The sequence below is a fragment of the Pseudomonas sp. BN415 genome (assembly GCF_029871195.1).
Taxonomy (GTDB): Bacteria; Pseudomonadota; Gammaproteobacteria; order Pseudomonadales; family Pseudomonadaceae; genus Metapseudomonas; species Metapseudomonas resinovorans.
Genome location: NZ_SSOK01000063.1, coordinates 111800 through 138670 on the forward strand (window position 1 = coordinate 111800; position 26871 = coordinate 138670).

At 64.6% G+C, this 26871-nt stretch carries 22 protein-coding genes; 14 read left to right on the forward strand and 8 right to left on the reverse strand.

Annotated elements, in window-relative coordinates; all coding sequences use genetic code 11:
- Nucleotides 1–117 precede the first annotated feature (117 nt).
- From paaN to E8F20_RS21435, 7 genes are all read left to right on the forward strand, one after another.
- On the forward strand, nt 118–1800 hold the full coding sequence (paaN, locus tag E8F20_RS21405) for a phenylacetic acid degradation protein PaaN (protein ID WP_280285540.1): 1683 nt from the start codon (nt 118–120) through the stop codon (nt 1798–1800).
- A 16-nt stretch (nt 1801–1816) separates the two neighbouring features.
- Complete coding sequence (paaY, locus tag E8F20_RS21410) at nt 1817–2416, forward strand: phenylacetic acid degradation protein PaaY (protein ID WP_280285541.1); 600 nt, start codon at nt 1817–1819, stop codon at nt 2414–2416.
- 91 nt (nt 2417–2507) lie between these two features.
- Nucleotides 2508–3431, forward strand: a complete 924-nt coding sequence (gene paaX, locus E8F20_RS21415; protein ID WP_137821510.1) for a phenylacetic acid degradation operon negative regulatory protein PaaX — start codon at nt 2508–2510, stop codon at nt 3429–3431.
- Between the two features lie 94 nt (nt 3432–3525).
- A complete protein-coding gene (gene feaR, locus E8F20_RS21420) occupies nt 3526–4446 on the forward strand; it encodes a transcriptional regulator FeaR (protein ID WP_280285542.1) in 921 nt (306 codons plus the stop codon).
- Nucleotides 4447–4728: 282 nt separating this feature from the next.
- A complete protein-coding gene (locus E8F20_RS21425; protein ID WP_280285543.1) occupies nt 4729–4905 on the forward strand; it encodes a hypothetical protein in 177 nt (58 codons plus the stop codon).
- A 44-nt stretch (nt 4906–4949) separates the two neighbouring features.
- Nucleotides 4950–6440 carry an aldehyde dehydrogenase family protein gene (locus E8F20_RS21430; protein WP_280285544.1) on the forward strand — a complete coding sequence of 497 codons (1491 nt, stop codon included), beginning with the start codon at nt 4950–4952 and terminating at the stop codon, nt 6438–6440.
- 319 nt (nt 6441–6759) lie between these two features.
- Entirely contained in the window at nt 6760–8133 is a 1374-nt protein-coding gene (locus E8F20_RS21435; protein ID WP_280285545.1) for a glutamine synthetase family protein, read from the forward strand.
- Between the two features lie 33 nt (nt 8134–8166).
- On the opposite strand, the gene E8F20_RS21440 is transcribed toward E8F20_RS21435, so the two are convergent.
- A complete protein-coding gene (locus tag E8F20_RS21440; protein WP_280285546.1) occupies nt 8167–8514 on the reverse strand; it encodes a hypothetical protein in 348 nt (115 codons plus the stop codon).
- A gap of 323 nt (nt 8515–8837) precedes the next feature.
- Nucleotides 8838–10331, reverse strand: a complete 1494-nt coding sequence (locus E8F20_RS21445; protein ID WP_280285547.1) for an aldehyde dehydrogenase family protein — start codon at nt 10329–10331, stop codon at nt 8838–8840.
- A gap of 455 nt (nt 10332–10786) precedes the next feature.
- Here E8F20_RS21445 and peaA point away from each other — a divergent pair, with 455 nt between their 5' ends.
- The 6 genes from peaA (at nt 10787) to E8F20_RS21475 (ending at nt 18419) form a co-directional block, all read left to right on the forward strand.
- Nucleotides 10787–12304 (forward strand): quinohemoprotein amine dehydrogenase subunit alpha, encoded by a 1518-nt coding sequence (gene peaA, locus E8F20_RS21450; protein WP_280285656.1) that lies wholly within the window; start codon nt 10787–10789, stop codon nt 12302–12304.
- A gap of 73 nt (nt 12305–12377) precedes the next feature.
- Nucleotides 12378–13808 (forward strand): quinohemoprotein amine dehydrogenase maturation protein, encoded by a 1431-nt coding sequence (peaB, locus tag E8F20_RS21455; RefSeq protein WP_280285548.1) that lies wholly within the window; start codon nt 12378–12380, stop codon nt 13806–13808.
- 1 nt (nt 13809) lies between these two features.
- Nucleotides 13810–14133 (forward strand): quinohemoprotein amine dehydrogenase subunit gamma, encoded by a 324-nt coding sequence (gene qhpC / locus E8F20_RS21460; protein ID WP_028627367.1) that lies wholly within the window; start codon nt 13810–13812, stop codon nt 14131–14133.
- Between the two features lie 29 nt (nt 14134–14162).
- Nucleotides 14163–15287, forward strand: a complete 1125-nt coding sequence (peaD, locus tag E8F20_RS21465) for a quinohemoprotein amine dehydrogenase subunit beta (RefSeq protein ID WP_280285549.1) — start codon at nt 14163–14165, stop codon at nt 15285–15287.
- A 303-nt stretch (nt 15288–15590) separates the two neighbouring features.
- On the forward strand, nt 15591–17291 hold the full coding sequence (locus tag E8F20_RS21470; RefSeq protein WP_280285550.1) for an AMP-binding protein: 1701 nt from the start codon (nt 15591–15593) through the stop codon (nt 17289–17291).
- A 99-nt stretch (nt 17292–17390) separates the two neighbouring features.
- Nucleotides 17391–18419, forward strand: coding sequence for an AraC family transcriptional regulator (locus E8F20_RS21475; RefSeq protein WP_280285551.1), 1029 nt, complete (start codon nt 17391–17393; stop codon nt 18417–18419).
- Between the two features lie 113 nt (nt 18420–18532).
- Here E8F20_RS21475 and E8F20_RS21480 read toward each other — a convergent pair whose 3' ends face one another.
- From E8F20_RS21480 to E8F20_RS21500, 5 genes are all read right to left on the reverse strand, one after another.
- The gene (locus E8F20_RS21480) at nt 18533–19054 is read right to left on the reverse strand and encodes a gluconokinase (RefSeq protein WP_280285552.1); all 522 of its coding nucleotides are present in this window, start codon (nt 19052–19054) and stop codon (nt 18533–18535) included.
- 445 nt (nt 19055–19499) lie between these two features.
- A complete protein-coding gene (locus E8F20_RS21485) occupies nt 19500–20651 on the reverse strand; it encodes an acyl-CoA dehydrogenase family protein (RefSeq protein ID WP_280285553.1) in 1152 nt (383 codons plus the stop codon).
- A 22-nt stretch (nt 20652–20673) separates the two neighbouring features.
- A complete protein-coding gene (gene mmsB / locus E8F20_RS21490) occupies nt 20674–21564 on the reverse strand; it encodes a 3-hydroxyisobutyrate dehydrogenase (protein ID WP_028630202.1) in 891 nt (296 codons plus the stop codon).
- Nucleotides 21565–21680: 116 nt separating this feature from the next.
- The gene (locus E8F20_RS21495) at nt 21681–23192 is read right to left on the reverse strand and encodes a CoA-acylating methylmalonate-semialdehyde dehydrogenase (protein WP_280285554.1); all 1512 of its coding nucleotides are present in this window, start codon (nt 23190–23192) and stop codon (nt 21681–21683) included.
- Between the two features lie 81 nt (nt 23193–23273).
- Nucleotides 23274–24989: an AMP-binding protein gene (locus E8F20_RS21500; RefSeq protein ID WP_280285555.1), complete on the reverse strand. Its 1716-nt coding sequence runs from the start codon at nt 24987–24989 to the stop codon at nt 23274–23276.
- Between the two features lie 118 nt (nt 24990–25107).
- On the opposite strand from E8F20_RS21500, the gene E8F20_RS21505 reads away from it, so the two are divergent.
- A complete protein-coding gene (locus E8F20_RS21505; protein WP_280285556.1) occupies nt 25108–26058 on the forward strand; it encodes a LysR family transcriptional regulator in 951 nt (316 codons plus the stop codon).
- 147 nt (nt 26059–26205) lie between these two features.
- Here the strand turns inward: E8F20_RS21505 and E8F20_RS21510 are convergent, their stop codons facing one another.
- Nucleotides 26206–26799: a TetR/AcrR family transcriptional regulator gene (locus E8F20_RS21510; RefSeq protein WP_280285557.1), complete on the reverse strand. Its 594-nt coding sequence runs from the start codon at nt 26797–26799 to the stop codon at nt 26206–26208.
- Between the last annotated feature and the right edge of the window lie 72 nt (nt 26800–26871).

Below are 26871 nucleotides of genomic sequence, written 5' to 3' on the forward strand. Positions count from 1 at the left end.
CATCTGATACAGATAGCTGCGCTTTTATGTTTATGATTGATGTGATACAAAATTCGACATCGAGCGAATCGCTTTGCGCCACCTTGTGGCTTCACCTGTTTGTTGAGGAGTTCTCCCATGTCGACCACCGCCCGCGCCGCCGCTCTCGAGTTGTTCGAGCACCACCGTGGCACCCTCGAGCGAGCCGTCCAGGCAATCAGCGAGCGCGGCTACTGGTCGCCCTTCCCGGAAAGCCTCAAGCAGTACCCGGAAGAGGCGGTGAAGGGCGCCCAGGCGGCCTTCGAGGCACTGCTCGGCCAGCACTTCACCCTGGTCGGCCCGCAGCCGGTGGGTCGAGCCGGCGCCGAGCGTTCGCCCTATGGCTTCGACCTGGGTGTGACTTACGACCAGTACGACGCGGACGCGCTGCTGGCGCGTATGCAGGCGGCGCTGCCGGCCTGGCGCGATGCAGGCCCAAACGCGCGGGTGGGGGCCTGCCTGGAGATCCTCCAGCGCCTCAACGCGCTGAGCCCGACCCTGGCCCATGCGGTGATGCACACCAGCGGCCAGGCCTACATGATGGCTTTCCAGGCCGGCGGCCCCCACGCGCAGGACCGTGGCCTGGAGGTGCTGGCCTATGCCTGGCGCGCCATGGCCGAGGTGCCGCAAGCAGCGCGCTGGACCAAGCCCCAGGGCAAGCAGGACCCGCTGGTGCTGGACAAGCGCTGGCACATTGTTCCGCGTGGCCTGTCGCTGGTGATCGCCTGCTCGACATTCCCTACCTGGAACACCTACCCCGGTCTGTTCGCCAGCCTGGCCACCGGCAACCCGGTGCTGGTCAAGGCACACCCCGGCGCGATCCTGCCGGTGGCCATGAGCGTCAAGGTCGCCCAGGACGTACTGGCGGAGTTGGGCTTCGATCCGGCGCTGGTCAGCCTGGTGGTGGATACCCCGCAAGCGCCAGTAAGCCAGCGCCTGGCCCTGGACCCGCGCGTGAAACTGGTGGACTTCACCGGTTCCAATGCCTTCGGCAACTGGCTGGAAGACAATGCCCGCCAGGCCCAGGTGTTCACTGAGAAGGCCGGCATCAACAGCGTGATCATCGACAGCGTGCGCGACATCAAGGCCGTGGCGCGCAACCTGGCCTTCTCCCTCAGTCTTTACTCCGGCCAGATGTGCACCACCACCCAGGCCATCTACGTACCGCGCGGCGGCATCCGCAACGGTGACGAGCAATTGAGCTTCGATGAGGTCGCCCAGAACCTCGCGGGTGCCGTTCGCAGTTTCCTCGCCGACAACGAGCGCGCCTGTGCGGTGATCGGCGCCATCCAGTCCGAGGCCACCGCCCAACGTATCCAGGCCTGTCGAGAGCTAGGCGAGGTGCTGCTGGACAGCGAAGCCCGCGAACATCCGCAGTTCACCGGCGCGCGCATCCACACACCGCTGCTGCTGAAGGTGGACGCCGCTGACCGCGAAGCCTATTCCGAGGAGCGCTTCGGTCCGATCGCCTTTGTCATAGCAACCGACGACACCGCGCACAGCCTGCGCCTGGCGGGGGAGGTGATCGCCGAGAAGGGCGCCCTGACCCTGGGTGTGTATTCCACCGACGAGGCCGTTCTGGATCAGGCCGAGCAGTTGTCCCAGGAGGTCGCGGTGGCGCTGTCGGTCAACTTCGATGGCGGCGTGTTCGTCAACCAGTCCGCGGCCTTCAGCGACTTCCACGCCAGCGGCGGCAATCCGGCGGCCAACGCCTCTATCACCGATGGCGCCTTCGTTTCCCGTCGTTTCGTCACCGTGCAGAGCCGCCGCCACGGCAAATAAGAAGAAGGAGCGTCCGATGACATGCTACAGCCTTGATGGTGTGACCCCGGTGGTACACCCCACCGCCTACGTGCATCCCAGCGCCGTGCTGATCGGCGATGTAATCATCGGCCCGGGCTGCTACGTCGGCCCGCTGGCCAGCCTGCGCGGCGACTTCGGCCGGATCGTCCTGGAGGAGGGCGCCAACATCCAGGACACCTGCGTAATGCACGGCTTTCCCGACAGCGACACGGTGGTCGAGCGCAATGGCCACATCGGCCACGGTGCTGTGCTGCACGGCTGCCGCATCGGCGAGGACGCACTGGTGGGGATGAATGCGGTGGTGATGGACGGCGCGCAGATCGGCGCGCGCTCCTTCGTTTCGGCTACCGCCTTCGTCAAGGCCGGCTTCAGCTGCGAGGCGCAGTCCCTGGTGATGGGCGCACCGGCGCAGGTCAAGCGCAGCCTCAGCGATGAAGAGGTGGCGTGGAAGCAGGCGGGAACCCTCGAATACCAGCTGCTGGCCAAGCGTTGTCTGGAGAGTTTGGTGGCCTGCGAGCCACTGGCCGAGATGGAGTCCGAGCGGCCGCGTATCGCCGACCGTGGCTTGCGTCCGAAAGGCACTTCGTCGCAATGAGGGCGGTCTTCGCACACCGGGGGTGTTCCCCGATGGTCATGCCGATAAGCCTGCGGGTATATTCGGCATCTTTTCCGTTTCCAGAATGCCCATGACTTCGCTCGTGCCCTTGGATCAACTCGTCACCCGCTTCCAGCAGCAGACGCCCATTCGTGCCAGCTCGCTGATCATCACCCTCTACGGCGATGCCATCGAGCCCCACGGCGGGACTGTCTGGCTGGGCAGCCTGATCCAGTTGCTGGAGCCCATGGGCATCAATGAACGTCTGATCCGCACGTCCATCTTCCGCCTGACCAAGGAAGGCTGGCTGAGTGCCGAAAAGGTTGGCCGGCGCAGCTACTACAGCCTGACCGGCACAGGCCGGCGGCGGTTCGAGAAGGCCTTCAAGCGGGTCTACAGCTCCAATGTGCCGGCCTGGGATGGCGCCTGGTCGCTGGTGGTGCTCTCGCAATTGCCCCAGGACAAGCGCAAGCAGGTGCGCGAAGAGCTGGAGTGGCAAGGTTTTGGTGCGATTTCGCCCACCGTGCTGGCTAACCCGCGTTGTGACCGGGTGGACCTGACCGCGACCCTGCAGGAGTTGGATGCCCTTGAAGACAGCATCATTTTCGAAACCCGTTCCCAGGACGTGCTGGCCTCCAAGGCCTTGCGCATGCAGGTTCGTGAGAGCTGGAACATCGACGAGCTGGGCACGCACTACAGCGAATTCATCCAGCTGTTCCGCCCGCTCTGGCAAGCCTTGCGCGAGCAGGAGAACCTGCAACCGGCCGACTGCTTTGTGGCCCGAACCTTGCTGATCCATGAATACCGCAAATTGCTGCTGCGTGACCCGCAACTGCCCGATGAACTCCTTCCGGGCGATTGGGAAGGCCGCGCGGCGCGCCAGCTGTGCCGCAATATCTACCGACTCATCTTTGCCAAGGCAGAGGAATGGCTGAACGCGGCGCTGGAAACCGCGGATGGTCCGTTGCCTGACGCTGGAGAGAGCTTCTATCAGCGATTCGGTGGATTGAGGTAAAGCAGCCGCCCAGGGGGCGGCAGTCACGGACGAGGTGAACCCGGCCTGGCCGGATAATGACAAGAACAACGCCTAGCGTGAGGCTGAGAAAGCCATGATGAGTGCAGAAACACTGAGGGCAGACCACTTCGACGAGTGGCTGCAAGGTATCAACCAGGTCTGCGGGCGCTTCGGCGCCAAGCTGCTGGGTTCGGAGTTTTCCGGTGCCATCCGCGAGCACAAGGCCGGCGCCATCAAGCTGAGCTTCGTGGACGTGGCCCAGGCGCGCCTCTTCCGCACCCCGAAGGAAGTGGCCCAGAGCGACGGCAAGCACTTCTACCTGGCGTTCCAGCTGGCGGGTCGCGCGGGCATGGAGCAGGGCGGTAACAGCATCGAGCTCGCGCCCGGCGACATCACCCTGATCGATTCCACCCAGCCCAGCGACTTCGTCTACCACGAGAATTCCCGCCAGCTGTCGCTGATCGTGCCGCGCCACGTGGTCGAGCAGGGGCTGCGCTTCTCCGGCGTGCGTTGCGCCCAGCGCATCCCCGCCAGTTCTCCGGTGGCGGTGCTGGCGAACCGGCTGATTATCGAATCCACCCACCAGGGCAGCCTCAGCCTGCCCGAGAGCGAAGCCACCCTGGAAGCGATGGTCAGCCTGCTGCGTCCGGCCCTGACCTGCGCCGAGGTGGAACCGGACTCCCACGAGCGCCTGTTCCGCAAGACCCTGCGCTTCATCGACGAGAACATCTGCGCCGAAGAGCTCTGCCCGGAAACCATCGCCCGTGAAGTGGGTGTGTCGGTGCGTGGCCTCTACCGTATGTTCGCCAAGAAGGGCCTGGTGGTGGCGCAGTACATCAAGAACCGCCGTCTGGACTTCTGCGCCGAAAGCCTGCGTCACGCCACCGGCGAGCAGAAGCTCTCGGCGCTTGGCTACGCCTGGGGCTTCACCGATTCCAGCTACTTCTCCACCGCCTTCAAGGCGCGTTTCGGTGTGTCGCCCAGCGAGTACCGCAAGCAGTACAGCCAGGGCTGAGCGTTCCTTTAGGGGGTTAACCCTGTAGGCGCGATTTCAATCTCCACGGGCGGCGCAGCTGCCCCCTGAGAGATCCCAGGGCAGGACTGCGTCCTGCTTTGCGAATGAATTCGCCCCCACAAGTGCGCCCCCTGCCGCCAACACCTGGCAGCCCTGCCAACACGACTGGCACAGATAAAAAAACCTCGAATCCCGTCAGCACCGAGAATCCGGGCATCGGCCCTGTTTCCGTTCGAGTCCTTGCGACCCAGCGGGGCAGGCCTGTGAGCGAACGAGGTGGTGATGTTGATGCACAAACGCAAGACGGGGCTGTTGTCTGTTGTTCTGCCGCTGGCGGCGGACTGCGCGCCTGCCCACGTGCACAAGGGCTTCGTCGCCGGTACCTACATGCCCTATGCCGGAATGGCCAGCGCCGACGATTATCGCGCGGTCGGCTGCTTCCCGGGCGCACAGAAATGACGGCGCCGGGCAGGCGCCCGGCCCACGGATGAAGAGGATCGAGCATGAGCAAGGTTGAAATCCTGCCGCAGGTGGCGGCATTCCTGGAGCGCCGCCACGGCTGCTTCATCGACGGCCAGTGGGTACTGCCGGAAGGGCCGATGACCCCGGTGCTGAACCCTGCCACTGGCGAAGCCATCTCCCACGTGCCGGACGTGCCGCTGGAGTACCTGGATCGTGCCGTGCAGTCTGCCCACAAGGCGTTCAAATCCCGCGTCTGGTCCGGCCTGCGTCCGGCCGACCGCGAACGCATCCTGCTGCGTTTCGCCGCCCTGGTGGAAGAACACGCGGAAGAACTGGCCCAGCTGGAAACCCTGAGCCAGGGCAAATCGATCAACATGTCGCGCATGCTGGATGTTGGCGCCACCGTCGAGTTCATGCGCTACATGGCCGGTTGGGCGACCAAGATCGAAGGCCAGACCATGGACGTGTCCATCCCGATCCCGCCGGGCTCCCGTTTTACTGCCTTCGCTCGTCGTGAGCCAGTGGGCGTGGTCGCCGGCATCGTGCCGTGGAACTTCCCGCTGATGATCACCACCTGGAAGGCAATGCCGGCGCTCGCCACCGGCTGCACCGTGGTCATCAAGCCCGCCAGCGAAACTCCGCTGACCGCCCTGCGCCTGGCCGAACTGGCCTTCGAGGCGGGCATTCCGGCCGGCGTGTTCAACGTCGTCACCGGCGGCGGCAGCACCGTGGGCAACGCCCTGGCTTCGCACCCGCTGATCAGCAAGGTGTCCTTCACCGGTTCCACCGCCGTGGGCAAGAGCGTCGGCGTGGCCTGCATGGAGAACATGACCCGCTTCGCCCTGGAACTGGGTGGCAAGAACCCGATGATCCTGCTGGCAGATGCCGACGTCGAGAAGGCGGTGCAGGGCGCTCTGCTCGGCGGCCTGCTGAACAACGGCCAGGTGTGCGCCGCGGCCTCGCGCTTCTACGTGCACCAGTCCATCTACGAGGAATTCGTCCAGGGTCTCTCCGCTGCGGTGAAGGGCCTGTCCATCGGCCCGGGCATGGACCAGAACGCGGCGATCAACCCACTGGTGTCGTTCAAGCAGCAGCAGAATGTGCTCAAGCACATCGACCTGGCCCGCCAGGAAGGCGCCCGCGTGGTGGCCGGCGGCGAGCGCCTGGAAGGCGAGGGCTTCTTCGTCCAGCCCACCGTACTGGCCGACGTGAACCACGAGATGACCGTGGCCCGCGAGGAAGTCTTCGGCCCGGTGCTGTCGGTGATCCCCTTCACCGATGAGGACGCCATGATCGAGCTGGCCAATGACAGCGTCTACGGTCTGGCAGCCAGCCTCTGGACCAATGACCTGTCCAAGGCGATGAACCTGGTCCCGCGCATCGAGGCCGGCACCGTCTGGGTCAACGCCCACGTGCTGCTGGACCCGAACATGCCCTTCGGCGGCGTGAAGCAATCCGGCATGGGCCGCGAATTCGGCCGTGCAGTGATCGAGGCGTACACCGAGCTGAAATCGGTCTGCATCTCGCACTGACCCAAACCCTCGATTTCCGGCAGACGCCTTCACGTCTGCCGGTTTTTTTGTGGTGTCCGAAAGGGGTCGCTTTCCTGTGGGGGCGAATTCATTCGCTAAGGGCAGCGCCGCTGCCCCGAGGGATCGAATGGCAGGACTTCGTCCTGCTTGGGATTGAAATCGCCCCCACGGATCGGTCCTGCAATTGGGTGTCTCGATACGGCAAAACCCCCGCAAATTCCCCGATCTACGCCGTTCGCACCGTCCTGGTGCGGGTAAGTCTTGCACTTTCCATTCCTGAACTAAGCTTTCGGCAGTCCCCCAATCGAAGGACAGCCAGATGAGCGAACCACTCCTCAGCTTCGACGAACTCAAGCAAGCCGTTGCCAGCGGCGAGATCGACACGGTGCTGGCCTGCATGGTGGACATGCAGGGACGATTGGTTGGCAAGCGCTTCCAGGCTGAATTCTTCGTCGACAGTGCCTATGAAGAAACCCACTGCTGCAATTACCTGCTGGCGGACGACATCGACATGGAGCCGGTGCCGGGCTATGCCGCTGCGAGCTGGAGCAAGGGTTATGGCGACTTCGTGCTCAAGCCCGACATGAGCACCCTGCGCCGGGTGCCCTGGCTGGAAGGCACGGCCCTTGTGCTCTGCGACGTGCTCGACCATCACCATCGCGAAGACCTGCCCCACAGTCCTCGGGCCATTCTGAAGAAGCAGGTGGCACGACTGGCTGAGCGCGGCTACGTCGGCATGTTCGCCTCAGAGCTGGAGTTCTATCTCTTCGACGAGAGCTACGACGCCATCCACAAACGCAACTACAGCCATCCGAAGACGGCCGCGCACTACATCGAGGACTACAACATCCTCCAGACCACGCGTGAGGAACCGGTGTTGCGCGCCATCCGCAAGCACCTGCAGGCGTGCGGGGTGCCGGTGGAGAACTCGAAAGGGGAGTGGGGGCCGGGCCAGGAAGAGATCAACGTCCGCTATGCCGAAGCCCTGGCCATGGCCGACCGCCACGTCATCATCAAGCACGCCTGCAAGGAAATCGCCTACCAGCAGGGCAAGTCGATCACCTTCATGTCCAAATGGCGCTATGACCTGGCTGGCTCCAGTTGCCACATCCACAGCTCGCTCTGGGACAAGAAGGGCAAGAAGCCGCTGTTCTTCGATGCCAAGGACGAGTTCGGCATGTCGAAGCTGATGCGCGGCTGGGTGGCGGGGCAGCTCAAGTACGCCAGCGAGTTCACCTATTTCCTGGCGCCGTACATCAACTCCTACAAGCGCTTCCAGGCCGGCACCTTCGCGCCGACCCGCGCGGCGTGGAGCCGCGACAACCGTACCGCCGGCTTCCGCCTTTGCGCCGAGGGCAGCAAGTCGGTGCGCATCGAGTGCCGCATCGGCGGCGCCGACCTCAACCCCTACCTCGCCTTTGCGGCGCTGATCGCCGCAGGCCTGGCGGGCATCGATGAGCAGCTCGAACTGGGTGCACCTTTCGAGGGCGACGCCTACATGAACGACCGGCTGCCGGAGGTCGACAAGACCCTGCGCGAAGCCACTGCCGCACTTAAGGGTTCGGCCATGCTGCGCAAGGCGTTCGGCGACGAAGTGATTGACCACTACGTGCACACCGCCGAGTGGGAGCAGAAGGAATACGACCGGCGCATCACCGACTGGGAATTGCAGCGCGGCTTCGAGCGCTACTGATTCCTGCCGGCCCCGAAGGGCCGGCGGGCCCTCTCAGCTATCCTGGCGCCTCAGACGAATGCCATCCACTTCAACCTTGTCGCCAGGCTGGAAGCGCTGGCCGGGCGTGCGGAAGCGCCGCACCGAGCCGTCACCCATCTTCACCAGATAGGCCGGCTCGGCGAGGCCACTGGATGCCTGGGCGGTGCCGCCACCGAAATAACCCACGACCGCACCGGCCACCGCGCCCAGCGGGCCGCCAATGGCGCCAAGCATTAAGCCAGTCATGCCGCCGGTGGCCTTGCCGACGGTGGTGTCAGGGACTTGCGAAACAACCTCCGCGGCGAACGCGGCGGGGGAGCAGAGCAGGGCAAGGCACAGGGTGACGCTGGGGATTTTCATGGGGGTTCCCTTCGAGTGTGGTTTATGTCGAAGGGAGCGAGTCATTTTCTGTGCCAGGATTTAAGTCATTGAGAATCGACGGATTAATCGGTGTGCAGTCATTATGACTGCGGTCCTAATGACTGCAGTGGTTGTCTGAATGACGCGTGTGCACCGATCCCCACCAACCCCGCAATGGGTTCCTGCATAAAGCGCGTGCGTGGCTCGGTTTTAGAGCTTGATCAGAAAGTAGCCCGGATGCAATCCGGGAGCGGCGTTGGGCCATTCCCCGGATTTCATCCGGGCTACAGAGCGGCGTGCGCATGGCGAGCCGGCTTTCACGTTTACAGCTTGATCAGCACCGACTTCAGCTCGGTGTAGTGCTCGATGGCTGCTGCACCCATCTCGCGGCCGACGCCGGAGAGCTTGTAGCCGCCGAAGGGCAGGGCCGGGTCCAGGGCGCTGTGGCAGTTGACCCAGACCGAGCCGGATTTGATGCGCGGCACCATCCGGTGTACGGCCGAAAGGTCGTTGGACCAGATGCTGGCGCCCAGGCCGTAGGGGTTGTCGTTGGCCATGCGCACCACCTCGTCGATGTCGTCGAAGGGCATGGCGACCAGCACCGGGCCGAAGATTTCTTCCTGCACCAGGCGGTGCTGCTGGTCGACGTCGACGATCACGGTCGGCTTGACGAAGTAGCCGGGGCCGAAGCCTTCACCGCCGCAGGCAATGGTGGCGCCCAGTTCGCGGCCGAGGTTGATGTAGCCGGTGACGCGGTCCTGCTGCTTGGCGGAGATCAGCGGGCCCATCTGCACGCTCGGGTCCAGGCCATTGCCCAGCTTCATGCCATTGGCGATGCCGGCGATGTCGGCCACCACGTTGTCGAAGTGCTTGCGATGCACATAGAGACGCGAGCCGGCGCAGCACACCTGGCCCTGGTTGAAGAAGATCGCGGTGGCGGCGCCGGCGGCGGCTTCCTGCAGGTTGGCGTCGGGCATGACGATGGTCGGGGACTTGCCGCCCAGCTCCAGGGTCACGCGGGTCATGTTATCCATGGCCGCCTTGCCGATCTGCTTGCCCACTTCGGTGGAGCCGGTGAAGGTCAGCTTGTCCACGCCCGGATGGCGGGTGAGGGCGACGCCGGCATTCAGGCCGGTGCCGGTGATGACGTTGAACACCCCGGCCGGGTAGCCGGCCTCCAGCACGAGTTCGGCCAGTTTGAGGGCGGTGAGCGGGGTCTCGTCGGCGGGTTTCAGGATCACGGTGCAGCCGGTGGCCAGCGCCGGGCCGAGTTTCCAGCAGGCCAGCAGCAGCGGGAAGTTCCAGGCAACGATGGCGCCGACCACACCCACGGCCTCGCGGCGGATGAAACCGTGGAACTGGTCGTCCGGCATCAGCGGCATGGACACATCGACAGTGGTGCCTTCGATCTTGGTGGCCCAGCCGGCCATGTAGCGGAGGAAGTCGATGGCCAGCTGCACGTCCATGACCTTGGCCACGACGGCGCTCTTGCCGTTGTTCAGGCATTCCAGCTCCGCCAGTTCCTGGGCGTCACGCTCCATCAGGTCGGCCAGGCGCCACAGCAGGTTCTGGCGCTCGCGGGGGCGCATGCGGCTCCAGGTGGAATCATCGAAAGCCTGGCGGGCGGCCTGTACGGCACGGTCGACGTCCTCGGCGGTGGCGGAGGGCACGTCACCCAGGACTTCCCCGGTGGCCGGATTGCGGAAGCTCATGGTGTTGCCGCTGGCGGCGTCCTGCCACTCTGCGCCGATCAGCATCTTCAGCTTGCGGTTGAGGAAGGCTTGGGTCTGGGGAAGGACGGGCAGGTCGACAAGCATGGAGGTAAGCCTCTGTTCATTGAAGTTGTACCCGGCTTTCGCAACCCCCATGCCAATGCCGTTGATCGTGCATAAGGCAATGATTCATAAGGATTTATTCAAGAGGTGCGGTTTCCCGTCGGATTGCCCCCTGTTGCAGTTTGAGACGGGCTGAGACAGGCCTGGAACAGTCGCAGCGTCTACCTTTAGAAGGCGCTGCGCGGCCCCGTCTCAGGCTGGAACAGTCTGTCGCGAAATTAGACGCCGGGGCCCATGGCCAGCATCCCCGCCAAGCCTGTGTTTTGCGGCTAAAGCGTTGTTATAAAAGGACTTTCATCGGTATGGCACACATTATGTATTTGCCGTGACAGATGCACCTGCGGCCCAAGGGGTGCAAACCATAAGAACAACACCGTGGAGGTCTGACCTTGAAGACGACTCGACTCCGGCAACACGCGGGCTCCCTGGCACTGGCCATGGCGTCCCTGATGTTCGCCCAGGCCCATGCAGCGGAGGGCGGCGAAGCCATCCTCAAGTCCAAGTGCGTGGGTTGCCATATCCCCGAAGGCAACGACTCTTTCAGCCGTATCAGTCACCAGCGCAAGACCCCCGAGGGCTGGCTGATGAGCATCGCGCGCATGCAGGTGATGCACGGCCTCAAGATCAGCGACGATGACCGCCGCACCCTGGTCAAGTACCTGGCCGACAAGCAAGGCCTGGCACCGAGCGAAACCGAAGGCGTGCGCTACGCCATGGAGCGCAGGCTGAATACGGTCGAGACCTTTGACGACCACCTCAGCCAGATGTGCGGCCGTTGCCACTCCGGCGCCCGGGTCGCCCTGCAGCGTCGCCCCGCCAAAGAGTGGGAGCACCTGGTCAACTTCCACCTCGGCCAGTGGCCGTCCCTCGAATACCAGGCCCAGTCCCGCGACCGCGACTGGCTGGAAATCGCCCTCAAGGAAACCGTGCCGGACCTGGCCAAGCGCTTCCCGCTGGAGAACAAGGCCTGGGCCGATTGGCAGAAGGCCAAGCCCAAGGCGGACAGCCTACCAGGCCAGTGGAGCTTCAGCGGCCACATGCTGACCAAGGGCGATGTGCGCGGCGTGATGACCGTGACCGCCGATGAAGGCGACACCTTCAAGGTCGAGGTGAAAGGCCAGTACGCCGATGGCACGCCGTTCAACGGCAGTGGCTCGGCCATCCTCTACAACGGCTACGAGTGGCGCGGCAACGTGAAGGTTGGCGAGACCAACCTGCGCCAGGTATTCGCTGCCCTGAACGGCGAGATGAAAGGTCGCATGTTCGAGGCCGAGCATGACGAGCGTGGCCTGGACTTCAGCGCCGCCAAGGAAGGCAGTGCCAAGCTGCTGGCCGTGCAGCCCGCCTTCATCAAGGCTGGCAGCGAAGCGGAACTGACCCTGGTGGGCAGTGGCCTTTCGGGTACTCCGGACCTGGGTGCCGGTGTCGAAGTGGTGAAGGTGCTGGAAGTCACACCGAAGCAGCTTCGCGTCAAGGTCAGGGCCGCAGCCGATGCGGCACCGGGCGTGCGCAGCGTGGCACTGGGCAAGCTCAATGGCGTCGAGCTGGCCGTCTACAAGGACATCGCCGAAGTGAAAGTGGTGCCTGAGTTCTCCATCGCCCGCGTGGGTGAGAACGGTGGCTCCACGCCCAAGGTGCAGGGCCGCTTCGAGGCCGAGGCCTGGGGCAAGGGCGCCGACGGCAAGCCTTACCGCATTGGCTACCTGCCGGCGAAATGGTCGGTGGAGCCCTTCGACGAGCGCGCCAAGGAGGACGAGGACGTGAAGTTCGCCGGCGTGATGCAGAAGGACGGCGTATTCATCCCTGGCGGCGCCGGCCCGAACCCGGAACGCAAGATGATGACCAACAACGCCGGCAACCTGAAGGTGATCGCCGAGCTGGAAGAGGGCGGCCAGAAGGGTGAAGGCCACTTGATCGTCACCGTACAGCGCTGGAACAACCCGCCGTTGCCGTAGCCGGCAGCGGCTCGGGCGGGGTCGTCCCGCCCGGATTCGCAACGACGATTGGGCAAATTTCCGGGAGGTCGCCATGGGCGCAATCTTGAATCTGGTCGAACGCAACCTGCACGAAGTGCGAGTGGATGCCGACCGCATGCTGTTCCACATCCCGAGCAGTTCGCTGTTCGCCACCGACGAAATCACCGGTGGCATCATCGACGCGCTGCGCCAGCAGAGCTGCTCGTCCGAGGATCTGGTGCAACGCCTGGCCGGGCGTTTCGCTGGACAGGACATCGATGAAACCTTGCGCGAGCTGATCGCGCTGGAAGTGGTCAGCGACGGCTCGCCGCTGACGCCGGAAATCGGCATCAGCAAGGTGGAGCGCACCGCGCTCAACACCGTGGTGCTGAACGTCAACACCGGCTGCAACCTGAGCTGCACCTACTGCTACAAGGAAGACCTGGACAAGCCGTCGGCCGGCAAGAAGATGGGCGCGGAAACCGCCGAGGCTTCGGTGGAAATGCTGCTCAAGGAGTCGCCCGACGAGGAGCGCTACAGCGTGGTCTTCTTCGGCGGTGAGCCGCTGTCCAACCGCCCGCTGATCGAGCACATGGTGGACTACTGCGAGCGGCGTTTCGCGGAGGAAGGCAAGCAGGTGGAGTTCATCATGACCACCAACGCCACGCTGCTCACCGAAGAGATCATCGACTACCTCAACGCCCACCGCTTCGGGCTGTCGGTGAGCATCGACGGGCCCAAGACCGTGCACGACCGCAACCGCATCACCGTGGGCGGGCAGGGCACCTACGACGTGGTCCGGCGCAAGGTGGACCTGCTGCTGTCGCGCTACCGCAGCCGTCCGGTGGGCGCGCGGGTCACCCTGACCCGTGGCATCACCGACGTCGAGACCATCTGGAACCACCTGTTCAACGAGCTGGGTTTCGCCGAAGTCGGCTTTGCGCCGGTCACCTCCGGCGACATGGCGAACTTCAACCTGACCAGCGAAGAACTGGTGGAAGTCTTCGCCAACATGAAGGCCCTGGGCCGTCGCTACCTGGAGGCGGCGCTGGAGCACCGCAACATCGGCTTCTCCAACCTGCACCAGCTGATCACCGACATCCATGAAGGCCACAAGAAGGCGCTGCCCTGCGGTGCCGGCCTGAAGATGCTGGCGGTGGACCACAAGGGCGAGCTGAACCTCTGCCACCGTTTCACCGGCTCCAGCCTGCCGACCTTCGGCAACGTGCACAGCGGGGTGAAGCAGGCCGAGCTCAACGACTTCCTCTCCCAGCGCCTGGACCGCACCGGCACCGGCTGCGACACCTGCCGCATCCGCAACCTGTGCTCCGGCGGCTGCTATCACGAGAGCTACGCCCGCTACGGCGACCCCACTCACCCGACCTATCACTACTGCGAGCTGATGCGCGACTGGGTGGACTTCGGCATCGAAGTCTACAGCCGCATCATGGCCGTCAATCCGGCCTTCATCAGCAGCTACATCTCCCCGCGGAAGGCGCACTGACATGAAACATCTGAAGCCGCTCAACAACAAAGCGCAAATGCTCGAAAAAGCCGCAGCCGAAGATCGCATCGAAGAAGTCATGGCCATGAGTGCGGTGGCCGGTTGTACCGCCACCACCGATCCGGGCTGGGAAGTGGATGCCTTCGGTGGCGTCGCCTCGCTCTGCCAGCCAATGGAAGCGGACCTCTACGGCTGCTCCGACCCTTGCTGGTGGCCGGCCCAGGTGCCCGACATGATGAGCACCTACCAGGACTGGAACGCCCAGGCGACCAATTCGCAAGAGGATTGGCGCAACCTCGGCACCGTATTCCCGAAAGACAAATGACCGGCGACAAGAACAAGAGGGGAAACCGTATGAAGCTCAACGCCATCGCCAGCCTGGCGACCGCTGTCGCCGGACTCGCACTGGGCACCAGTGCCTGGGCCGCAGATGAGGCGGGTCCTGCGCTGAAGGCCGGTCATGAATACATGATCGCCACCAACTACCCGAACAACCTGCACGTGGTGGATCTCGCCACCGATAGCCTCTACAAGACCTGCCGCCTGCCAGACGCCTTCGGGCCTGGCACCGCGATGATGGCGCCGGACAACAAGACCGCGTTCATCCTCAACAACCACTTCGGTGACCTGTACGGCATCGACCTGGACGGCTGCAAGACCGTGTTCCACGCCAAGCTGTCGCGCAATCCGGGCGAAAAGGTGCGCTCGATGTTCTCCTTCGCGCTCAGCCCCGATGGCAAGGAGCTCTACACCACGGTCAACCCGACCCAGGTGATGAACGACCACTACGTGGTCAAGCAGCCGCGCCTGGAGGTCTTCCGCACCAGCGACGGCCTGGACGCCAAGCCCGTGCGCAGCTTCCCGATGCCGCGCCAGGTCTACCTGATGCGCGCCGCCGATGATGGCTCGCTGTTCGTCGCCGGGCCGGACATCTACAAGATGGATGTGAAAACCGGCAAGTACGAAGTGGCCGTGCCCGGCCGCAACTGGCAGCGCCCGAACTACAGTGCACCGGACGTGCTGTACTTCTGGCCGCACCAGACGCCGTACCACGAGTTCTCGATGCTCTACACCACCGCCAAGTTCAAGGATGAAAAGCAGGACCTGGCCACTGCTGACTTCATCTACGGCTACGTCAGCATCGACCTGAAGACCGGCAAGGCCACCGTGCAGGACTTCGCACCCTTGACCGAGCTGTACTTCACCGGCCTGCGCTCGCCGAAAGACCCGAACCAGATGTTCGGCGTGCTCAACCGCCTGGCCAAGTACGACATCAAGGAGCAGAAGCTGATCAAGGCGGCCAACCTGGATCACTCCTACTACTGCATCGCCTTCAACACCAAGGGCAGCAAGCTGTACCTGGCCGGCACCTTCAACGACATCGCGGTGTTCGATCCGGACAGCCTGGAGAAGATCAAGAACATCAAGTTGCCGGGTGGGGACATGTCGATCACCACGACGCAGGTGTTTGTAAGGTAAGGGCAGGGCGGCTTGCCGGCTCTCCTTGTGGGGGCGACTTCAGTCGCTAAGGGCAGCGCAGCTGCCCCATCGACCTTGATGGCAGGACTGCGTCCTGCATCGCGAATGAATTCGCCCCCACAGGGCGTTCAACCAGGACAGGGAGGCCGACCACCGGCCACCTGACAACCGAACCCATATCCGACCAATGGGTCACTAGACAGCAAAACAGGCTTTATTTACCTTTCCGTTTACGTAAAGGTAAATAAAGCCGACTACGTCATTCACAGCTGTATCCCAGTACAAAGACAAGAAGGGAAAGCCATGAATCACCAGAGCTATACCCGGGGGCGGCAGGACAAGGACCTGCTCGCCATGACCATAGGCGCGGCATTCGATGCCACGGTTGCCAAGTTTCCCGAGCGCGAGGCGCTGGTGGTCAGGCATCAGGGCCTGCGCTACAGCTGGCAGGAATTGGCCGAGGCGGTGGAACGCCATGCCCGTGCCTTGCTCGCCCTGGGCCTGAACAGCGGCGACCGCCTGGGGATCTGGGCGCCCAACTGCGCCGAGTGGTGCATCACACAGTTCGCCAGCGCCAAGATCGGCGCCATCCTGGTCAACATCAACCCGGCCTACCGCAGCAGTGAATTGGAGTACGCGCTCAAGCAATCCGGCTGCCGCTGGGTGATCTGCGCCGATGCTTTCAAGACGTCCGATTACCACGCCATGTTCCTCGGCCTGGTGCCCGAGCTGGCCGCCGCCGAGCCGGGCAGCCTCAATTGCGAGCGCCTGCCGGAACTGCGCGGCGTGGTCAGCCTGGCCGCCAACCCACCGTCTGCATTCCTGCCCTGGGCCGCCCTTCAGCAGAAGGCGGGCGAGGTGAGTGACCAAGCCCTGGCCGAGCGTCAGGCCAGCCTGCAGTTCGATGACCCGATCAACATCCAGTACACCTCCGGCACCACCGGCTTCCCGAAGGGCGCCACCCTCAGCCACTACAACATCCTCAACAACGGCTACATGGTCGGCGAGAGCCTCGGCCTTACCGAGCAGGATCGCCTGGTCATCCCGGTGCCGCTGTACCACTGCTTCGGCATGGTGATGGGCAACCTGGGCTGCGTGACCCACGGCTCCACCATGATCTACCCGGGTGACACCTTCGACCCGCTGACCACCCTGCGTGCCGTGGCGGAAGAAAAGGCCACCGCCCTCTACGGCGTGCCCACCATGTTCATCGCCGAGCTGGATCATCCGCAGCGCGGCGAGTTCGATCTATCGAGCCTGCGCACCGGCATCATGGCTGGCGCTACCTGCCCGATCGAGGTGATGCGCCGGGTCATCAATGAGATGCACATGAGCGAAGTGCAGATCGCCTACGGCATGACCGAAACCAGCCCGGTGTCCCTGCAGACCGGCCCGGACGACGAACTGGAACTGCGCGTGACCACCGTCGGCCGCACCCAGCCGCACCTGGAAAGCAAGATCGTCGACGCCGAGGGCAAGATCGTCCCGCGCGGCACCATCGGCGAGCTGTGCACCCGTGGCTACAGCGTGATGCTGGGCTACTGGAACAACCCGCAGGCCACCACCGATTCCATCGATCCGGGCCGCTGGATGCACACCGGCGACCTCGCCTCCATGGACGAGAACGGTTACGTCTGCATCGTTGGCCGCAGCAAGGACATGATCATTCGTGGCGGCGAGAACGTTTACCCGCGAGAGCTGGAAGAATTCTTCTTCACCCACCCGGCGGTGGCCGATGTGCAGGTGATCGGCATTCCCTGCAGCAAGTACGGCGAGGAAATCGTTGCCTGGATCAAGTTCCACCCCGGTCACACCGCCACCGAAGACGAGCTGCGCGCCTGGGCCAAGGAACGCATCGCCCACTTCAAGGTGCCGCGCTTCTTCCGCTTCGTGGATGCCTTCCCAATGACCGTGACCGGCAAGATCCAGAAATTCCGCATGCGCGAGATCAGCATCGAGGAGCTGACGCCGACGAAGGACGACAAGGTGACGGCGATTCGGTAGGGCACAGCTCTTCGCTCTTTTGTGGGGGCGAATGAATTCGCCCCCACAGGTAAAGCCCCTACAATGCCGCATCGCCGGAAATCAACACCAAGGGAGACCATGACAGGCACGTCCGCCGAGAAAGGCACCATCTCCGTCCGCCTTGTCCACGAAGCCCTGCTGGAACTGCGCCAGCGGGGCTTTGATGATTCGGGGCTGCTGACCCAGGCCGGCATTCCCGCCGAGCTGCTGGCCAAGCCCTATGGACGGGTGTCGTCGCAACTCTATGGAGCGCTGTGGCTGCTGATCGCACGGACCATGGACGACGAGTTCTTCGGCATGAACCCGCGCCGCATGAAATCCGGCAGCTTCGCCTACATGACCCGCGCTGCCGTGAAGGAACCTACCGTGGGGGCGGCCCTGGACCTGTCGCTGCGCTTTCTCGAACTCATCTTCGACGGCCTTTCGCCACGCCTGGAGCGGCGTGGCGGCCTGGCGGAAATCACCCTTGAAGAGCCAGAAGGCCAACAAGGCCGGGCCTTCAGCTACTTCACCCTGTGGTTGATGATTCACGGCTTGCTGTGCTGGCTGGCCGGGCGGCGTATTCCTATCCTCGGTGTCGACCTGCGCTGCGCGGTGCCGGACTACATCGAGGACTACCGGGTGATGTTCAGTACCAACCTGCGCTTCTCCCGTCCCCAGAGCCGCCTGCTGTTCAATGCCGATTGCCTGGAGCTGCCGGTGCGTCGCAGCAACCGCGACCTCAAGCGCTTCCTTGGCGGGCTGCCGGCGAACATCCTGGTGCGCTACCGCGACCCGCAGAGCCTGGCGGCGCGCATCCGCGCCTACCTGCGCAGCATCAAGCCCGAGCGCTGGCCCGATGTGGAGGCGCTGTCCAGCCACTTCTACATGGCACCGTCCACCCTGCGCCGCAAGCTGGCCCTGGAGGGTCAGTCCTACCAGGGGCTGAAGGACCAGGTGCGGCGCGACCTCGCCATCGCCCGGCTGGACAACGGTGAAGGCAATTTCACCGAGCTGGCCTTCGAACTGGGGTTCGCCGACACCAGCGCCTTCTACAAGGCCTTCAAGAAATGGACCGGCTCCACGCCGGGGCAGTACCGCTCGTTGATCCACCCGGACTCACGTTGAAGCGGTTTACCGCCGCCCGATAAGAAATTGCGCCGGCCACGCCACGCACCGGGCGCTTTTCTGTGGGGGCGAATTCATTCGCGATTGAAATCGCTCCCACAAACGGGGTGGGCTCAGGCCGGCGCGTGGTGCTGCCACCACTGGTGGATGGCGCTGGCCAGCTCGCCCACGGACAGGGTGCCGTCGAGGATCAGGGTAAGGGGTTCGTCCAGCGGCTCTTCCAGGTCGGCGAATTGGCTGTCCAGCAGGCTCACCTGCATGAAGTGCCCCCGGCGCTGCGCCATGCGCTCGGCCGCGGCGGTGGGGGAGAGTTGCAGGTAGGCAAAACCCAGCGCCGGTATGGCGTGGCGCAGGCCATCGCGGTAGCTGCGCTTGAGCGCCGAGCACGTGAGGATGGGATGTTCGCCAGCGCGGTAGGTCTGGCGCAGCTGTTTCTCGAGCGCATGCAGCCAACTGGCGCGATCCTTGTCGGTCAAGGGCTGGCCAGTGCTCATCTTCTGGATGTTGCGGTCGGGGTGGAAGGCATCCCCCTCGATCAGCCGCGCCCCGCTGCGCATCTCCAGCGCCCGGGCCACGGCGGACTTCCCGCTACCGGCAACACCCATGATCACTACTGCGTTGATGGGCTCGTACATCGCGATATCTCGGCTGCTGGTACTTAAACCATAGGCAATGGCAGCGAAAAGGGGGGTTCAGCCGTTAATTCGATCACCGCGAAGAGGTATCCGTAGGATGGGTAGAGCCTGCGAAACCCATCAACTCCGGCAGCATGGGTTTCGCTCCGCTCTACCCATCCTACGCAGCAGTCAGTTCTCCGAAGTAGCTGCTGCCATAGGGCAGCAGGACGCGCTGGTACTGGTCGGCACAGCACTTCCTTCCCAACGCTAAATGCGTAACAGCCTGGCTTCGCGCTCTGGCTTTCTGGCCACCGCTGCATTGCCCGCCAGCGAATGGCTCCTTTTCGCCGGCAAGCCAGCTCCTACAAGGCTCTTGGCCCGCTGGTAAATCGCTCGCACTAGCTAATGCAGATATCGCGAATTCATTCGCCAAGCGGACCGCAGGTTCGCCCCAACGTGCCGATCAAAGCGTGTAGTTCGCCAGCTCCCGTGCAATCAGCAATCGCTGGACCTCGCTCGACCCTTCGTAGATTTGCGTGATGCGCGCGTCCCGGTAGTACTTCTCCACCGGGTAATCCTCCAGGTAGCCGTAGCCACCGTGGATCTGGATGGCGCTGGAGCACACTTGCTCGGCGATCTCCGAGGCGAACAGCTTGGCCTGGGAGGCTTCCGACAGGCAGGGCAGGCCGGCGCTCTTAAGGCGTGCGGCGTGGAGGATCATCAGGCGCGCGGCATTCAGGCGGGTCTGCATGTCCGCGAGCAGGTTGCCGATGCTCTGGTGTTCGATGATCGGCTTGCCGAACTGCACCCGCTCCCGCGCATAGCCCAAGGCTGCTTCAAAGGCCGCACGGGCAATGCCGAGGGCCTGGGCGGCGATGCCGACGCGGCCGCCCTCCAGGTTCGACAGGGCGATGGCCAGGCCCTTGCCGCGTTGGCCCAGCAGGTTTTCCGCGGGAATGCGGCAGTCGCTCAGGGTCACGGCGCAGGTGTCCGAGGCCTTGATACCCATCTTGTGCTCGCTGCGGTCGACGTTGAACCCGGGGGTGTCGGTCGGCACCAGGAAGGCGGACAGGCCTCGCTTGCCCAGTTCCGGATCGGTCACCGCGAAGACGATGGCGAGCCTGGCACGCTTGCCATTGCTGACGAATTGCTTGGCGCCATTGATTACCCACTGGCCGTCTTGCAGTTCGGCACGGGTGCGCAGGTTGTGCGCCTCCGAGCCGGCCTGGGGTTCGGTGAGGCAGAAACAGCCGATGGCGGTGCCACTGGCCAGTTCCGGCAGCCAGCGGTCTTTCTGGGCCTCGCTGCCGTAGTTGAGGATGGGGCCGCAACCGACCGAGTTGTGGATGCTCATCAGCGCGCCGAGGGCGCCGTCGCCGGCAGAGATTTCCTCCACCGCCAGGGCATAGGCCACGTAGTCGATATAGGTGCCGCCCCATGCCTCCGGCACCACCATGCCGAGCAGGCCCAGCTCGCCCATCTGCTGCACCAGCTCATCATCGATCCAGCCGGCCTTTTCCCAGGCCTGCGCGCGGGGCGCCACCTCGGCGCGGGCGAAATCCCGCGCCATGTCGCGGATCATCCGCTGCTCTTCGGAGAGTTCGAAATCCTGCATCGTGATGCTCCCGGACGGCTGTTCAGCCGTCCTGCCGGTAGAGTTTGATGATGGCGGAGAAGTCCAGGCCGCCGTGGCCCTGCAGGCTGAAGCTCTGGTAGAGCTGCTGCGCCAACGCGCCGAGGATCACCGGTTGGCGCGCCTGGCGTGCGGCTTCGGTGGCCAGGCCGAGGTCTTTGAGCATCAGGTCGCTGCCGAAGCCACCGCTGTAGCCGCGCGAGGCAGGGGCGTTTTCCAGCACGCCGGGGAAGGGGTTGTTGATTTCCGAGCTCCAGCACCGGCCGCTGGAGGTGTTGAGGATGCCGGCCAGCACCTTGGCGTCCATCCCCAGGGACACGCCCAGGGACATGGCTTCGGCGACGCCGATCATGGAGATGCCCAGCAGCATGTTGTTCGCCACTTTGGCCACCTGGCCGTTGCCCGTGTCACCGCAGTGGACGATGTTGCGGCCCATGGCGCAGAGCACCGGATGGGCACGGTCGAAGTCCGCCGCTTCGCCACCGACCATGAAGGTCAGGGTGCCGGCCGCCGCGCCACCAGTGCCGCCGGAAACCGGTGCATCGAGCATGGGGTTGCCCTGCTTGCGGGCGGCGGCGGCCACTTCGCGGGCGCTGTGCGGGTCGATGGTGGAGCTGTCGATCAGCAGCACGCCCTTGGCCACGTTGGCCAGCAGGCCGTCTTCGCCGAGGTAGACGGTTTTCACATGCTGCGCCGCCGGCAGCATGGTGATGATGACGTCGACGCCCGCGCGGGCCACGGCGGCGGGGGAGTCAACGGCGCGGGCGCCGGCCTCCACCAGTTGCGCCACCGCCAGTTGCGACAGGTCGAAGACGTGCAGCCGGTGGCCGGCCTTTGCCAGGTTGAGGGCCATGGGGCCGCCCATGTTGCCGAGTCCGATGAAGCCGATATTCATAGTCCGTTCTCTCTTGCAGGTTTTATGGGTTGGTTCGAGCTGCGCGTGGCCCAACGACCCCGGTGTCCGGGAACGTTGGGTTTGGCTTCGCTCTACGCCAACCTACGGGGCGGTGATTATTTGAGGGTGATGGTGGTGTTGACCGCGCCGCCCACTTCGTCTTCGTCGAACCAGCGCGAGGTCACGGTCTTGGTCTGGGTGTAGAACTGCACCACTTGCTTGCCGTAGGGGCCGAGGTCGCCGAGCTTGGAGGCGCGGGAACCGGTGAAGGAAAACAGCGGGACCGGTACCGGGATCGGCACGTTGATGCCCACTTGGCCGACATCGATCTCTTCCTGGAAGTGCCGCGCGGCGGCGCCGGAACGGGTGAATAGAGCGGTGCCGTTACCGTTCGGGTTGGCATTGATGAAGGCGATGGCCTCGTCCAGGGTGGCGGCGTTCACCACGCAGAGCACCGGCCCGAAGATCTCGTCGCGATAGATGCTCATCTCCGGGGTGACGCCGGCGAAGATGGTTGGACCGACGAAGTTGCCGCTGGCGTAGCCGGTCACCTGCGGGTTGCGGCCATCGAGTACCAACTGCGCGCCTTCCCGCTCGCCCGCAGCAATCAGACTGCTGACGCGGTCCAGTGCGGCGCAGGAGACTACCGGGCCTACATCCGTGCCCGGCTCGACACCGGCACCGATCTTCAGGGTCTTGGCTTTTTCAATCAGGTCCGGCAGCCACGTCTGTGCCTCGCCGACCAGGATTACCACCGAGAGCGCCATGCAGCGCTGGCCCGCCGCGCCGAAGGCCGCGCCGGCGAGGTTGTTGAGGGTCTGCTGCTTGTGGGCGTCGGGCAGGATGATGGCGTGGTTCTTGGCGCCCATCATGCACTGGGCGCGTTTGCCGTTGGCGGTGGCGCGGTTGTAGACGTGGGTGCCCACCTTGGTGGAACCGACGAAGGACACGGCCTTGATGTCCGGGTGGTCACAGAGCAGGTTCACCGCGTCGACGCCGCCGTGGATGACGTTGAGCACGCCGGCCGGAATCCCGGCTTCGATGGCCAGTTCGGCCAGGCGCATGGTCACCATCGGGTCCTGCTCGGATGGCTTGAGGACGAAGGTATTACCGGTGGCGATGGCCATCGGGAACATCCACAGCGGGATCATCGCCGGGAAGTTGAAGGGGGTGATGCCGGCGCATACGCCCAGCGGCTGGTTGAGGGTGTAGGTGTCCACGCCGTTTGCGACGTTGTTGGCCAGTTCGCCCATCTGCAGGGTGCCGATGTTGGCGGCGTGCTCCACGACTTCCAGGCCACGGAAGATGTCGCCCTCGGCGTCCGGCAGGGTCTTGCCCTGTTCGGCGGTGAGCAGCGCGGCCAGTTCCTTCATGTTCTCGCGGATCAGTTGCTGGTACTTGAGGAAAATGCGCGCGCGGGCGCCGATGGGGGTCTTGCGCCAGGTCTTGAAGGCTTCCCTGGCACTGGCCACGGCGGCGTTCATTTCGTCTTCAGTGGCGAAGGGCACGCGAGCCAGGACTTCCTGGGTCGCCGGGTTGACCACATCGCGCCATTGGCTGGTGCGGGACTCGACCAGCTTGCCGTCGATCAGCAGTTTGACGGTGGGGATGGCGGTGTTCTGGCTCATGGTTCCTATCCTGTCGTGAGTGAATCGTCAGGGCGAGGTCGCCCATGGGGCCGATGGTTCGGCCCCGGTGAATGGGGTGGGTCAGCGAGCGGTCTCGGTCCGCAGGGCCGGGAAGTCTTCTTCGAAGAACTCCAGCTCGGCTCGCGTGTGATCCTGGCGGCGCTGCAGTTCGATGCGGCGCAGCTCGACGCGGCGGATCTTCCCGGAGATGGTCTTGGGCAGTTCGCTGACGAACTCCAGGCGGCGCACCCGCTTATAAGGCGCCAGGTGTTCGCGGGCGAAGGCGAGGATCACCTCGGCCAGGGCGGGGCTTGGAACATGGCCCGGCGCAAGGATGAGGAAGGCCTTAGGCACGGCCAGGCGCACCGGGTCCGGGCTTGGCACGATGGCGACTTCCATGACGGCGTCATGCTCGATCAGGGCGCTTTCCAGCTCGAAGGGGCTGATGCGGTAGTCCGAGGACTTGAACACGTCATCGGCGCGGCCGACGAAGGTGATGTAGCCCTCGGCATCGCGGGCGGCGGTGTCACCGGTGCGGTAGTGGCCGCCACGGGTGACTTCAGCGGTTTTCTCCGGGCTGTCTTCGTAGCAGGTCATCAGGCCCAGGGGGCGCGGGTCGAACTGCAGCGCGACTTCGCCTTCCTCACGCGGGTTGCCGTCGGCATCCAGCAGCACCACGCGGTAGCCAGGGAGCGGGCGCCCCATGGAGCCGACCTTGAGCGTCTGGCCGGGGGTGTTGCCGATCAGCGCGGTGGTTTCCGATTGGCCGAAGCCGTCACGCAGGGGCAGGCCCCAGGCTTGCCGGATGTGTTCGATGATCTCCGGGTTCATCGGTTCGCCGGCGCCCACCAGCTCCCGCAGGCTGAGGCGCGAGCGGTAGGCGGCGAGGTCTTCCTGCACCAGCATGCGCCACACGGTGGGCGGTGCGCAGAGGCTGGTGACGCCGTGGCTGGCCAGGGTTTCCAGCAGGCCGCGGGCGGAAAAGCGCGGGACGTCGTAGATGAATACGCAGGCACCGGCGTTCCAGGGGGCGAAGAAGCAGCTCCAGGCGTGCTTGGCCCAGCCGGGGGAGGAAATGTTCAGGTGTACGTCGCCGGGCTGCAGGCCGATCCAGTAGAGGGTGGAGAGGTGGCCCACCGGGTAGCTCTGGTGGCTGTGCAGAACCAGCTTGGGCTTGGAGGTGGTGCCGGAGGTGAAGTAGAGCAGCAGCGGGTCGGTGGCGAGGGTGGGGCCGTCGGCCTCGAATTCGCCGGAACAGGCGAGGGCGTCGGCGTGGCTGATCCAGCCCGGTACCGGCTCGCCGACGCAGAGGCGGGTGTAGTCACCGGCCAGTCCGTCGAACTTCTGCACATTGGCGCTGCCGGCGATCACATGGCGGACCCGGCCCCGATCGAGGCGGTCGCGCAGGTCTTCCGGGGTGAGCAGCGCGGTGGCGGGGATGACCACGGCGCCGATCTTGAAGGCCGCCAGCATGATCTCCCAGAGCGCAACCTCGTTGCCGAGCATCAGCAGGATGCGCTCGCCGCGTTGCACGCCGAGCTGGCGCAAGTGGTTGGCGACGCGGTTGGAGCGGGTCGACAGGTCCTGGAAGCTGTAGCGCTGCTCGCGACCCTGGTCGCCGACTATCCAGAGCGCCGGGGCTTCGTTGCCCTTGGCCATCACATCGAAGTAGTCCAGCGCCCAGTTGAATTCCTTTAGCTCCGGCCATCTGAACTCGCGCACGGCGGTGTCGTAGTCGGTGCGATGGGCCAACAGGAAGTCGCGGGCGGTGACGAAGGGATGCCGGTTGTCGCTCATGGTCGCCTTTCCTTTGTTGTTGTCTGGCGGGCTGGCCCTGGAAGCTGGCCAAGGTGCGTTGGACCGAGTATAGGTAGGCACAAATACGCCTTGGAATAGCCAAAAAAACCGGTTCGATATGCAAAAAAATCCTACCCTGGTCGGCCGCCTGAACTGGGACGACCTCAAGTACTTCCTCGAAGTGGCGCGCGCCCGTACCGCCAGCACCGCTGCCCGGCGCCTGGATGTGGACTACACCACGGTGTCGCGGCGCATCCGTGCCCTGGAGCAGGGCATGGGCGCGCTGCTGTTCGAGAAATCACGCAATGCCGGATTTGTCCTGACGCCGGAGGGGCAGCGCCTGCTGAGCTATGCCGAGTCGCTGGAGAGCACCCTGCAGGCCGCCTGCGAGCAGGTTTCGGGCACCAGCCTGGCGTTGTCCGGGCATCTGCGCATCGGTTCCACCGAAGGTTTCGGGTCCTACTTCATCACGGCACAGATGAGCCGTTTCCAGGACCGCTATCCGCACATTTCGGTGGACATCCTGCCGGTGCCGCACTTCATCAGCCTGTCGCGCCGCGACGCGGACATCGCGATTGCCCTGGAGCGCCCGGAGCGGGGGCCTTATGTCTGCTCGCGGCTGTGCGACTACCGGCTGCGGCTATACGCGACGCCCGAATACCTGGAACGCCAGGGACCGATCGAACGCCGCGAGGACCTGGCCGGACGGGCGTTCGTCACCTATGTCGATGACCTCGCGTTCAGCCCGGAGCTGCTCTATCTGGAGGATGTGATTCCCGGCGCGGTCAGCCATCTGCGCAGCACCAGCGTGATCGCCCAGTACCACGCGGCGCTGCAGGGCCGGGCGATGGCCATCCTGCCGTGCTTCATTGCCGGGCCCGACCCGCGGCTGGTGGAAGTGCTGCCGGGGCAGGTGGAGGTCACGCGGCAGTTCTGGATGTATTACCGCGAGGACTTGCGCAAGCTGAAACGCATCGCCCTGGCGGCGGAGTACCTGCGCGAAAGCGCCGAGTACAACCGGGCGTTCCTGCTGGGCGAGAGCAAGGAGATGCGGTTTCTTCCGGCCTGACGCACCGTCCGAAATCGCCAGCAAGCGAGCTCCTACAAGGGATTCCAGGACCTTCAACACTTAACGCAGACAGAGCCATTTCAATCGCCATGCAGTTTGATGGGCTGCCCGGTCGGTAGCCCGGCTGTTTGCGACGGTGCACCCGCCTCAGGGCAGACGCATGGCACCGCGCACGCTGCCCAGGACCATCCGTTTCATCAACTCCAGCCCTTGTTCAGCCGGCAGGCCGCTGGCGTCCAGCCAGGCAGGCAACTGGTTGAGCAGTGACACGATGCCGGCTACGGCACCGCGTCCGGCGGCATCCAGGGGCTGGCCGGCCAGTTGCTGCAAGGGTTCCAGCAGGGCGGCTTCATAGGCTTGGCGAAGTGCGCGGGCCTGTTCCAGGCGCTCGCCGGAGAGGCAGCGGGCTTCCAGTTCGGCGAGGCGGAAGTGCAGGCCCATGGGCTGATGCAGGGCGAGGTGGGCGTCGATCAGCGCGGCCAGGCACGTGGCGGGGTCGCGGTGTCGGCGGGTGGCCAGGGCGGCATTGTCCAGCAACTGCTCGTAGAGCTCTTCGATGAACTCGAACAGCAGCGCTTCCTTGCTTTCCACGTGGTGGTAGATGGAGCCGGCCTTGATTCCCAGCTGTGCCGCCAGGTCGCGCATGCTCACCTGGCCGTAGCCCTGCTTGGCGAACAGGGCCAGGGCCAGGTGACGGTTCTCCAGGTAACGGGAGCGGCGGGCGGTGGTGGCGTCGAGCATGGCGGTGGCCCTCGCGAATGGCGTGCGCCAGCACTCTAGCCAGGGTGGACGGTGGGGCCTAGGTCCTGAGCG